Origin of the sequence: Epilithonimonas hungarica (assembly GCF_900102265.1) — a bacterium.
GTDB lineage: Bacteria > Bacteroidota > Bacteroidia > Flavobacteriales > Weeksellaceae > Epilithonimonas > Epilithonimonas hungarica.
Window position 1 is genome coordinate 160,545 of record NZ_FNBH01000004.1, and the last position, 12,334, is coordinate 172,878.

The 12,334-nt window shown below is 36.8% G+C and carries 7 protein-coding genes; 3 read left to right on the forward strand and 4 right to left on the reverse strand.

Going from position 1 to position 12,334, the window contains the following annotated elements; genetic code table 11:
• Positions 1–18: 18 nt before the first annotated feature.
• The 4 genes from BLT30_RS15540 to kduI all read right to left on the reverse strand — a co-directional run bounded on the left by BLT30_RS15540 (position 19) and on the right by kduI (position 3,614).
• Entirely contained in the window at positions 19–366 is a 348-nt protein-coding gene (locus BLT30_RS15540; RefSeq protein ID WP_089874490.1) for a cupin domain-containing protein, read from the reverse strand.
• Positions 367–431: 65 nt separating this feature from the next.
• Positions 432–1,841, reverse strand: a complete 1,410-nt coding sequence (gene uxaC, locus BLT30_RS15545; RefSeq protein ID WP_089874491.1) for a glucuronate isomerase — start codon at positions 1,839–1,841, stop codon at positions 432–434.
• Between the two features lie 34 nt (positions 1,842–1,875).
• Positions 1,876–2,661, reverse strand: a complete 786-nt coding sequence (locus BLT30_RS15550; RefSeq protein ID WP_089874492.1) for a gluconate 5-dehydrogenase — start codon at positions 2,659–2,661, stop codon at positions 1,876–1,878.
• A 116-nt stretch (positions 2,662–2,777) separates the two neighbouring features.
• Entirely contained in the window at positions 2,778–3,614 is an 837-nt protein-coding gene (gene kduI, locus BLT30_RS15555; RefSeq protein ID WP_089874493.1) for a 5-dehydro-4-deoxy-D-glucuronate isomerase, read from the reverse strand.
• Positions 3,615–4,392: 778 nt separating this feature from the next.
• Here kduI and BLT30_RS15560 point away from each other — a divergent pair.
• The 3 genes from BLT30_RS15560 to BLT30_RS15570 all read left to right on the forward strand — a co-directional run bounded on the left by BLT30_RS15560 (position 4,393) and on the right by BLT30_RS15570 (position 12,330).
• Positions 4,393–7,680, forward strand: a complete 3,288-nt coding sequence (locus BLT30_RS15560) for a SusC/RagA family TonB-linked outer membrane protein (RefSeq protein WP_089874494.1) — start codon at positions 4,393–4,395, stop codon at positions 7,678–7,680.
• An 11-nt stretch (positions 7,681–7,691) separates the two neighbouring features.
• On the forward strand, positions 7,692–9,521 hold the full coding sequence (locus BLT30_RS15565) for a RagB/SusD family nutrient uptake outer membrane protein (protein WP_089874495.1): 1,830 nt from the start codon (positions 7,692–7,694) through the stop codon (positions 9,519–9,521).
• A 247-nt stretch (positions 9,522–9,768) separates the two neighbouring features.
• Positions 9,769–12,330, forward strand: coding sequence for a pectate lyase family protein (locus tag BLT30_RS15570; protein WP_089874496.1), 2,562 nt, complete (start codon positions 9,769–9,771; stop codon positions 12,328–12,330).
• Positions 12,331–12,334 lie beyond the last annotated feature (4 nt).

Below are 12,334 nucleotides of genomic sequence, written 5' to 3' on the forward strand. Positions count from 1 at the left end.
CCTCGAAGGTTTGAGTTTTTATTTTATAAAATCTTCTCTAAACGGACTGAAAACATCTACCAAAACTCCGTCTTCCAGACATTCGACGCCGTGAAGAACATTGGAAGGAACGAAGAACGAATCGCCTTTTTTCAAAATTGAAATATCTTCGCCAATGTTGACTTCAAATTTTCCTTCTGCAACATATGTCACTTGAATATGAGGATGTTTGTGTTTGTATCCAATTCCGCCTTTTTTGAAACGGACATTCACCATCATTACAGATTCGTCGTAGCCTACAATTTGGCGGTCTATATAGTCATCGATTTTTTCCCATTCTGTTGAATCGGATTTGTAATATATTTTGGATGTTTGTTTTGTTTCCATTTTTTATTTTGTCATCCATAGGTTTCACCTACGGCTATTGATATTCAACCCTTTGGGTTGGTTGTTTAGAAGTTGAAATATTCTTTAGCGTTAAAATAGCAAATATCTGCCACCACTTTTCCGACTAAATCCATATCCTCAGGCAATTCACCAGACTCTATTTCGTTTCCTAAAAGGTTACACAATACACGTCTGAAATACTCGTGTCTTGGGAACGAAAGGAAACTTCTGGAATCGGTCAACATCCCGACAAATGTGCTGATGAGTCCCATATTGGAAAGCGCATTCATCTGTTTTTCCATTCCGTCTTTCTGGTCCAGAAACCACCAGCCGGAACCGAATTGTACTTTTCCTTTCACAGAACCATCGTTGAAATTTCCAATCATTGTAGCCATAATCTCGTTATCGGCAGGATTCAGATTGTAGATGATTGTTTTAGTCAATTTATCCTTAGAATCCAATGTATTTAGAAATCTCGAAAGGTTTGCAGCCTGACTGAAATCGCCGATGGAATCCCAACCTGTGTCTGGTCCTAAAACTTTCAACATTCTTGCATTATTGTTTCTCAACGCGCCCAAATGATATTGCTGAACCCAACCAAAAGAATGGTAAGTCTCGCCCAAAAATAACAAAATTGCTGTTTTGAACTGCTCAATTTGGTGAGGCGTTAAAGTTTCTCCTTTTCTCTTCGTTTCAAAAATTGCGTTGATTTCTGAATCTGTGAACGTTTCAAAAGAAATGTTGTTCAATCCGTGGTCACACAATCTGCATCCGTTGGCGTGAAAGTATTCAATCCTTCTGAGTAGCGCATCCTGTACATCCTTGTAAGAGTTGATTTCGATTCCTGCAGATTCGCCTAACTTATCGATGTAAGCATTATAATCTTCATTATCAATCAAGATCGTTTTGTCAGGACGGAAAGCCGTGCTAACTGTGATTCCAATATTATTTTGTTTGATTGTTTGATGATATTCTAAAGTATCGATTGGGTCTTCTGTGGTACAAACCGTTTCCACGTTTCTCATTTTCAACAACCCGTGAACTGATTTCTCCGGTGTTTGAAGCTGAGCCGATACATTTTCGTAAACTGCATCTGCATTTTTTTCATTAAGCAAATCGTAAACGTCAAAATATCTCGCTAATTCCAAATGTGTCCAATGGAATAGAGGATTTCTCAACGTGTTCGGAACTGTTTTTGCCCAAGCTGCGAATTTTTCTTTGTCAGAAGCATCTCCGGTAATGAATTTTTCATTCACGCCCATTGTTCTCATTGCTCTCCATTTGTAATGGTCGCCACCGATCCAAACCTGAGTAATGTTCTCAAACTGACGGTTCTCTGCAATCTCTTTCGGAGGCAAATGGTTATGATAATCGATGATGGGCTGTTTTTCTGCAAAATTGAAATACAACTCTTCAGCGAATTTGTTCTTTAATAGAAATGTATCTGTGATAAATGGTTTTGTAAGTGTGCTCATGACTAATAGATAATTGACTGATAGATAAAAGACTTTATTCGTTTGAAGGTTTTCCGATGGTTGCAAGGATTCCGCCGTCAACGTAGATGATTTGCCCATTGATGAACTGACTTGCTTCGGATGCTAAAAATATTGCTGTTCCTGCCAAATCTTCGGGGTTTCCCCAACGACCTTCTGGTGTTCTGCTGATAATGAACTCGTTGAATGGATTTCCATCAACTCTAATTGGTTCTGTCTGAGACGTTGCAAAATACCCGGGACCGATTCCGTTCACTTGGATGTTATATTTTGCCCATTCGGTTGCTAGGTTTTTCGTCAGCATTTTCAATCCGCCTTTAGCAGAAGCGTAAGCCACAACATTGTCACGACCCAATTCGCTCATCATAGAACAGATATTGATGATTTTACCCGATTTTCTGACAATCATACTTTTTGCTACCAACTGAGACATAATGAAAGGCCCTGTTAAATCCACATCAATTACTTTTCGGAAATCTGAAACTTCCATTTCCAAAGCCGGAATTCTTTTGATGATGCCGGCATTATTAATAAGGATATCAATTTGTTTGTGATTCGTTTCTATTTCTGCTACTTTTTCAGCAGCAATCTTCTCATCGGTCACATCAAAAATATAACCAGTTGCTTTGTAACCTTTTGACTGGTAATAAGAAATGGCTTCTTCCAATTTGGAAGGCGTAGTGCTGGTGACAACCAATTCTGCTCCAGCTGAAGCCAAACCTTCTGCCATCGCCAAGCCCAAACCGTGCGTTCCTCCGGTTACAAGAGCTACTTTTCCAGTTAAGTCAAATAAATTTTTCATTTTTAAATATCTTTAGATAGAATATTTCAAATATTTTGTTTCTCGCTGATTTAGCAGATTGTGCTGATTTTAAATTTGCTTGATTTGCTCAATCTCCGAGAATTTATATTCTTCTTTTATTTTAATTCGTCAGTTTTTACAGCATCCATATCGCCGTAGTCCATATTTTCTCCTGCCATTCCCCAAATAAAGGTATAGTTTGAAGTTCCAACACCAGAGTGGATAGACCATTCCGGAGAAATCACAGCATCTCTGTTTTTTAGGAAAATATGTCTCGTTTCCTGAGGCTGTCCCATAAAATGTGAAACCGATTGCCCTTCTTCCAAATCGAAGTAGAAATAAGCTTCCATTCTTCTGGTGTGCGTATGAGAAGGCATTGTGTTCCAAACGCTTCCTTCGTGCAATTCCGTCATTCCCATTTGTAATTGACAGGTTTCCAGAACACTGTTTACCAATAATTTATTGATGGTCCTTCTGTTCGCATATTTGGAATCTCCTAATTCTACGATTTCAGCTTCATTTTTTGTAATCTTTTTTGTTGGGTAAGAATGATGAGCTGGTGCAGAATTGATGTAGAAATAAGCTTGTTCACCATCTACGCTTTCAAAAGTTACGTCTTTGTTTCCTTTTCCTATATATAAGGCTTCCTTATTATTAAGTTCGTAAACTGTCCCGTCAATGGTTACTTTTCCCTTCCCACCAACGTTGATGATTCCGATTTCTCTTCTATCAAGGAAGTTTTCGGCCTTCAGTTCATCGATTGTTTCCAATTTCAATGCTTTGTCGGTAGGCATTGCTCCTCCAACAATCAGTCTATCATACATTGTATAAACCAATTTAATCTGTCCTTCCTGAAATAAATCGTTGATGAGAAATTCTCTTCTAAGGTCTTCAGTGGTATATTTTTTTACATCATCCGGATGATGCGCATATCTGAATTCTGAATGAGTCATGTTATCTATTTATATTAACTGAAAATTAATTTTGTGTAATCGATTGCATTAAATAATGCTCTTTCTGAAACAAAAAATAATATTTGTAAATATATATATAAATATTAACCAAGGAAGAAAAATCTTAAATATTTTTTAATTTAAAGAAAAACAGTTAGTTGTGGTTATTTTTGATACATTTATTTATTATTTTGATAATTTTTTTTGTGCAATATTTTGCTTTTAAACGCCAAAATTTGTGCAACATTCAAAATTATGTTATCTCTAGTAATTTATTATCAATATTCTTTATTTATAATTTTAAATATGTGATTATCAAGTTATTTTGGTTTATACTATAGTTATTTTTATCGTTTTTTGATTTTGTGTCTAAAAATGTACAATTTGTACAAAAAAAGTATGATTTTGAAAAAAAAAAGGATTTTAAGTTAATTTTTGGTTAATTGGCTTTGCTGAAAAAATCACTTTTTGAGCTAAAATGTATCTTTGAAAATGTTAAAATTTTGTTAATTTGAATGATGGCCATTATTCTAATGTAAATTTTAATTATCAATTAATCAGTTGTTTATAATGGATGTCAGAATTTGTTTTTTACTTATGTTAAATTAATATTAATGAAAAAAATACAATTTGCATTTGTCAATTAAAAAATAATCTTAGTTTAGTCGAGTTAAGAAAACTTTAAAAAATAAGTGCAATCGATTGCATTTTTTAATAGAGATTAACACTTTTATTAAGTAAAGAATAAATTACTAATTATAAAAACTAACAAATATCTATGAGTGGTTTAAAACTAGGTATCCATAGTGCTTTTATTAAAACGACGATTGCATCTGTCTTTTTACTACCAGCATTTGGATTAGCTCAAGAATTAATTAAAGTTTCCGGGACAATTACCTCTGACCAAAAGAAGATTGTTCCGAATGTGGAAGTCGCTGTGAAGAATTCCAAATTCTCCACAATGACTGACAAGTCTGGAAGGTATGAACTCAATGTTCCTAAAAATGCAACCTTGGTGATTCGTGGAAAAGGGTACGAAGAGCAAGAGGTAGATGTCAATGGCCAGAATGTGATCAATATTGCATTGGCGAAATTTGATTCTAACAAGGAAAAAACTATCGATGAAGTCGTTCTGGTAGGATATACGACTGTTTCCAAAAAAGATGTTACCAACTCTATTGCATCTGTAAAAGGGGAGCAATTGGCCGATATGCCTGTAAACAGTGCTGCAGAAGCTATCCAAGGAAGAATGGCTGGAGTTCAGGTGACTTTTGGAGAAGGTTCTCCAGGCTCTGACCCTGAGATCAAGGTGAGAGGTGGGACATCTATCACCCAGGATAATGCGCCACTTTACATTGTGGATGGAATCCAGATGGATAATGCTTTATCATTGATATCACCAAAAGAAATAGAGTCTATCGAAGTTCTCAAAGACGCTTCTTCAACCTCTATCTATGGAGCAAGGGGTGCAAACGGTGTAGTTTTGATCACAACTAAAAGCGGTAGGAAAAATGTAAAAACTACCGTTAACTACAATGGTTACACAGGTGTAAGAAAGATTGCTAAAACTTTGGATGTAATGAGTCCGTATGATTTTGTGCAATATCAGTACGAACTTCGGAACAAAGATGGTTATCAGGAACAGATTGACAAATTCGTAGAGCTTTATGGCAATTATCTTCCAACTTACGATAATGAAGGGAAATTGATAGATGCTGGAATAGAAAAGTATAGAACAATCCAGACTAAAAACTGGCAGGATGAGGTTTTTGGTAAAGAAGCCTTCAACTACACACATAACTTGAATATCACAGGTGGTAACTCAAACTCTGCTTTTACGTTATCTTTGAACCATGTGGAAGAAGATGGAATTATGATCAATTCCGGTTACAAGAGAAACATGGCCAACTTCAAATACGATTTTGATATCAGTAAAAAACTGAAAGTTGGCTTGACAGCAAGATATAGCGAAACTTCTATTCTTGGAGCGGGTACATCAACTACCGGTTCACAGACAACAAACAGACTTAGAAACATCATCCGTTACAAACCTTTTGAAGATGGAGCTTATGCAGGTGCAGGCTCTGATGAATTTGATTCTGATGATTATGCAACTACAAACTTGATCAATCCATTGGTTCTGGTTAATAATGAGATCAAGTATAACAATACTGATAACCTATTTTTGAATGGGGTTATTACTTATAATATCATGAAGGACCTAACGTTCAAAAGTACGATAGGTTATGTGAAAAATGATCAGGAAATACAACAATTCTCAGGTCCTTCAACATATTTATCTAGAATTAATTCTGATATGTCAGTTGCTCAGTTGACCAATACCCAGACTAGAAGAATTACAAATACCAATACCTTAGCATACAAAAAAAAGATAGGTAACCACAAAATGGATTTCCTGTTAGGTCAGGAGATCGTTCAGACAGATGGCGATAAATTGGATATGACAATAAGATGGTTGCCAACATCATTGTCCCCTAAACAGGCTTTTGCAAATATCCAATTGGCAATGCCACCTGCAGGCATGATCCAGGATGCGCCAGCAACATCTATGACGGTTGGGAGATTAGCATCATTCTTTGCTAGGGCAAATTATATATATAACAACAAGTATATTGCAACATTCTCTATAAGACGAGATGGGTCTAACTCTTTTGGTCCTTCTAACAGATGGGCAAATTTCCCATCAGCATCATTGGCATGGAAAGTTGGAGAAGAAAACTTCTTGAAAGATTCTAAAATCGTAAATGACCTTAAACTACGTTTAGGTTATGGACAATCTGGAAATGATAGGATCACACCATTCTTATTCGATACTTTTTATACGCCATCCAGCACTTATGGATATACAGGAGGAACAGGAATTATTACAGGTTCTGCGCCAGGTAATATTATGGCGAATCCTAATATCAAATGGGAAGCGACTGTCTCTCAGAATGTTGGTGTAGATTTTACATTGTTTAATAAAAGGGTTTATGGAGCGCTTGATGGATATATAACTAATACCAAGGATTTGCTTTTATTAGCTAAAATTCCTCAAACTTCAGGGTATGAATTTCAATACCAGAATTCTGGGAAAACTCAGAACAAAGGTTTGGAATTAAGTTTAGGAGCAATTGTAGTAAGCAATGAAAACTTCCAGTGGAAAGCTGACTTTAACGTTGCTTCTAATAAGAATATTATCAAAAGTTTAGGGCCACTTACCAATGCGGAAACGGATTATTATCTTCAACCATCAGGATGGGTTAATAATTTATATGATTTCAAAGTTCAGATCGGAGCACCTGTTGGAACTTTCTATGGATATGTTACAGAAGGCAGGTATGAGATCAGTGATTTTGATTTCAACTCAGCAAATAACACCTATAAATTAAAAGAAGGTATTCCAAGTTCAGGTTCTGTAGCTTTAGGTAACAAAGTGCCTCAACCAGGGGATCTGAAATTAAGGGACCTTAATGGAGATGGAGTAATCGATGTAAAGGACCAAACAGACCTTGGAAATGCCCAACCTAAGTTCTATGGAGGTTTTAACCAGACTTTCCGTTATAAAAACTTTGATATGAGCTTATTCTTCAACTTCTCTGTTGGGAACAAAGTTTATAATGCAAACAAAATTGAATTTACAACAAAGTATCAGTACACAGACCAAAATATGTTAGCAGAAATGGCTAACCGTTGGAAATGGTTTGGAGCGGATGGTGTGAAAGTTGTCAACCCGGAAGCACTTGCCGCATTAAATGCTGATACAACAATGTGGACGCCGACAGGAGGTAATTATTTCTTACACTCGTATGCAATTGAGGATGGATCATTCTTGAGGCTTAACAACGTGACAATCGGATACACACTTCCAAAGGATTCTTTGAAGATGCTTGGAATCACCAATTTCAGGCTATATGCAACGGCCAATAATGTATTCACGATCACAGGATATTCAGGATATGACCCGGAAGTGAGTACAAGAAAAAGCACCCTTACACCAGGTGTAGATTATGCGGCTTTTCCTAGAAGCAGATTCTTCTTAACAGGTGTTGATGTAACTTTTTAATTCAAAAAAAAATGAAAAAACATAAACTTATAATTGCAATATTAAGCTGTACACTAAGCTTTACTACAGTTACTTCTTGTAGTGAGTTTTTGGACGCCGAAAATATTTCTAATTCAAACGAAGATCAACAATTTGATAGTGTAGCAGATACCTTCACAGCATTGATCGGGGTTTACAATCAAGTGATCGGCGATGACGGATATGGGCAAAGACTTAACCTATATTATCCACAGACGGCCGATGATTTCAAAACATCCGGAGATTATAACTGTAATGACAGAAGAGGGATCAGTACTTATGGTGCCTGTACTTCCAATCCTGACCTTAATAAACCATTCTTGAAATTATATTCAGGAATTGAAAGAGCTAATCTTGTAATTAAGAATATTCCTCTATCGCCAGTTTATCAAACAGGTTCTGCTGCTGACAAAAAATCAATGGATCGTTATTTAGGAGAAGCTTTGACCTTGAGAGCAATGTTCTATTATGATCTGATCAAGAACTGGGGAGATGTTCCAATGCAAATGGTTCCGTCTTCAGATCTGGAGTCGGTTTATTTGCCAAAAACGGACAGAGATGTTATTTATGATAAGATCATTGCCGATCTTGCAACTGCAGCAGAACTGGTTCCTTGGAGATCAGAAGCAGCGACTGCTAATGTGAGGTTTACAAAAGCTGCTGTAAAAGGACTTAGAGCAAGAATTGCTTTGGCCAGAGCTGGATATTCTCTCAGAAGAGATCCGCGAATCATGGCAAAAGGTTCTAATTCAGAAGCATATTATCAAATAGCTTATGACGAATGTAGAGATATCATCAACTCTGGTCAACATGGTTTGAATGCCAGTTTTGAAGCCGTTTTCAGAGCTTTGCATGACAATACGGAAGATGCAGCTCACGAAGTGATCTTTGCAGTAGGAGCATTTGGAGGTAATGCTGCGACAGATAGTAAGATTGGTTACTACAACGGGATGAGACATACTGACGGATCTAACTGGAAAAGCAGTGGAGGTATCAATGCAGTTGCAACTTATTTCTATGAATTTGGAAAATATGATGTAAGAAGAGATCTTACAGTGGCTTCTATGCAGATCAATGATGCCAATCAGGCGATTTTGGCAACTGGTGCACTTTGTACAGACGGAAAATTCAGAAAATCATGGACTAGCATTACAGGAACAGCACAAAACCTTGCTATTGACTGGCCATTGCTGCGTTACTCAGATATTTTATTGATGTTTGCAGAAGCTGACAATGAACTGAACGGTTCTCCTTCTCAAGATGCTATCAATGCGGTACAATTGGTAAGAAATCGTGCTTATGCTGGTAATGTTGGGCAGGCTGGTTCTATCCCGACAGATAAAACTGGATTCTTTAATTATATCGTTCACGAAAGATTATTGGAATTTGGAGGGGAAGGCCTTAGAAAATATGACCTTATCCGTTGGAATCTATTAGCAACAAAAATTGCTGAAACGAAACACAAACTTTCAGATTTGTCAAATGGAACAGGGCAATATGCGAATGTACCTTCTGTTTTATATTATAAGGAATCACCTTACGACAGAACAAAAACAGCACAAGCAGCGCTTCAGACCATCGATATTTATGTTCCTGCCGGGGTTAATAGATCTGATGTTTATTATACACCTGCTCCTGCTTCGACAACTGTGCCAACAGGTTACAAAGCAATCAACTGGAGAGCGGCGGTAACTGGACAATACATCAATGATCCTCTAAAAGGTTATGCTCAATATTTTGAAGCCAACAGAAAAGAATTGCTGCCGATCTACCAAGACATTATCCAATCTAACTATAATCTGACACAAGATTACGGCTATTAGAAAAGAAAGAATTCTGGACTAGGATTTTTTAAGTTATTATATTTTTAATTTTTTTTGAAGACTCACTCCATCAGGGTTTTATACCCTGATGGAGCTGAATCTAAGAATTGTATTGACTTAATTCTAAGAAAAAAACACAGCTATTATTTAAAATTAGTTAATGAGATGGGTTCGTTGAAGGTCAACACTAATTATAATAATTACAATTAATTAAAAACTCGTAAAAAACTCATTAAATATATTTTATATGAATAAATTAAAATTACTTTATCTATTCTTTTTACTTGCGATCATGCAAGTATCGGGACAGTCTGTTACATTCAACGAATCAGCGGGCTGGGTAGAGACTGCTTTTGTAAAATGGCAGCCGGTGACCAATGCTGGAAGGTATAATGTTTACTATTCTGGTGAAGGAGTAGTGAACAAACAGGTAGATGATTATTTGATCCGTAGTTATGGATCATATCTTAGAACAGATATTTTAGGTTTAAAAGCAGGAAATTATACGATTACTGTAAAACCTGTGATTTTAGGAATAGAAGGAGAAGGTTCTACAACAAGCACATTGACGGTTCTTCCTCAGGACAGGAACGGTTTCGCCTTCCATGGCGGAAGAGTTCCCGGGGGATATAAGGCAGATGGTACTCCAAAAGATAATGCTGTTATTTTATACATTACAGAGAAAAGTAAAAACACAATTTCTTTCAATGTTATCACAAATAACAATGGTAATACTACAAATTATGTGGGTTTTCAAAACATCTTTTCAGGTATTAAAAAAGGGATAGATAAAAGACCATATATTTTCAGGTTGGTAGGCAATATCACAGATTTTACAGATATGGAAGGCGGTGATCTTGTGGTTGAAAATAAAAATAACGACCTAAGTTATATTACTGTAGAAGGGGTAGGGAATGATGCAACTGCAAATGGTTGGGGAATCCGTGTGAAAAATGCCACTAATATAGAGATTGCCAATCTTGGTTTCATGAATTGCGATAGCAGTGAAGGGGATAACATCGGGATGCAACAGAACAATTCTTACATCTGGGTTCATAACAACGACCTTTTCTACGGTCATGCTGGAAGCGATGCCGATCAGATCAAAGGTGACGGTGCATTGGATAACAAAGGAACAACATATGCAACTTACTCTTACAACCATTTCTGGGATTCTGGAAAAGCAAGTTTGTTAGGTCTTAGTGAGAATACAACTTCTGGCTTGTATGTTACCTATCATCACAATTGGTTCGACCATTCAGATTCCAGGCATCCTAGAGTTCGTTATTATTCGGCCCATATTTATAATAATTATTTTGATGGAATTGCGAAATACGGCTCTGGTTCTACAGAAGGTTCATCTCTGTTTTTGGAAGGAAATTATTTCAGAAATTCTAAAAATCCGATGATGATCTCATTGCAGGGAACCGATGTTTGGAATCCGACAAAGCAAATGAACGACCCGGCTAATCAAGGGACTTTCTCCGGAGAAGATGGAGGCATGATCAAGGCTTTCAACAATACGATGGATGCTGATATTGCAACCAATTCAATGAGATTTGTTGCGTACGCAGATCCGAATCCTTTATATAATATCGATGGCAAGATCAGTTCTTTGACGGATTTTGATGCTTATCTGGCGTCCACTCGTGGTGAAACAGTTCCTGCAACGGTTAAATCAAAAGTTGGAGCAAAAACCTATAACAATTTTGATACAGATGCAGCTCTTTATGTTAAGAATTTAATAACTGATGAACCTACCGCAGCAAGGGATAAAGTTAAAATATACTCTGGACGTGTTGAAGGCGGAGATTTCAAATGGACTTTTGATAACGCCGTTGATGACAGATCTTACGCAGTTATTACGGGACTAAAATCTGCTTTAACAAACTACGGGACCAATTTAGTTTATATCCAGGCAGAAGGCAGCTCTCAGACTTTGGTTAATACTTCAGGGAACAAGGATCAAACAGTGGCAGATGGCGCAGCGATTGCTCCAATTGTATTCACTTGGGGTGGCGATGCAACAGATGTTACGGTTACAGGAATCCCTGCTAACGGACTTTCTTTCACAAAAGATACAGCTGCTAAAACGCTTACAATCAGTGGAACGCCAACAATTACAATAAGCTATACAGTAACAACGGTAGGTACTGGAAATTCAGTTTCTATCAGCGGAACAGTTAAAATTGGTCCTGGAAATTCTGGTGAACCAGATGGATTGATCCATAACTTCACGACTTCTGGAAAAGTAAGTACATTCTATGCCATCACTGGTAATATGAATTCTACAGACGGTTCCCAGTCTTACGATGGATTGACTTTGACGAAGCGTTTCAAAATGGAATCTTCTACAAGTATAAATTATACAACTACTGTAGAGTCTACACTGACTTTAGTTTTCGATGCAGACTTCTCTAAAAATGTTAAGTTTGACGGAACTAATTATACGGCAGTAAACGGTATCGTTACAATTCCAAATGTTGCTGCGGGTACACATAGTATTACAAAAGGGGATACGACCAATTTGTTCTACATCAAGACAGCTTATGCAACAATGGCAACATCTGATGTCAACAAAGCTCAGGTCAAGTTATATCCAAACCCGGTTTCAGATCATCTGCATATCAATACTGATGGTCGAAAAGTGCTAAGCGTTAAAATTTACAATTTTGCCGGAGCTATTGTGAAAAATAATGTAACTATGAATGGTGATTCGGTTGATCTGAGAAGCTTGAATACTGGTAATTATATTGTCAGCGTCACAACAGATAATGGAACAGTGACTAAAAAGATTATCAAAAAATAATCTA

Excerpts from the sequence above, each read along its gene's own strand:
- kduI (WP_089874493.1), bottom strand. The coding sequence starts at position 3,614 with ATGACTCATTCAGAATTCAGATATGCGCATCATCCGGATGATGTAAAA.
- BLT30_RS15570 (WP_089874496.1), top strand. The coding sequence starts at position 9,769 with ATGAATAAATTAAAATTACTTTATCTATTCTTTTTACTTGCGATCATG.
- BLT30_RS15565 (WP_089874495.1), top strand. The coding sequence starts at position 7,692 with ATGAAAAAACATAAACTTATAATTGCAATATTAAGCTGTACACTAAGC.
- BLT30_RS15550 (WP_089874492.1), bottom strand. The coding sequence starts at position 2,661 with ATGAAAAATTTATTTGACTTAACTGGAAAAGTAGCTCTTGTAACCGGA.
- BLT30_RS15560 (WP_089874494.1), top strand. The coding sequence starts at position 4,393 with ATGAGTGGTTTAAAACTAGGTATCCATAGTGCTTTTATTAAAACGACG.
- uxaC (WP_089874491.1), bottom strand. The coding sequence starts at position 1,841 with ATGAGCACACTTACAAAACCATTTATCACAGATACATTTCTATTAAAG.
- BLT30_RS15540 (WP_089874490.1), bottom strand. The coding sequence starts at position 366 with ATGGAAACAAAACAAACATCCAAAATATATTACAAATCCGATTCAACA.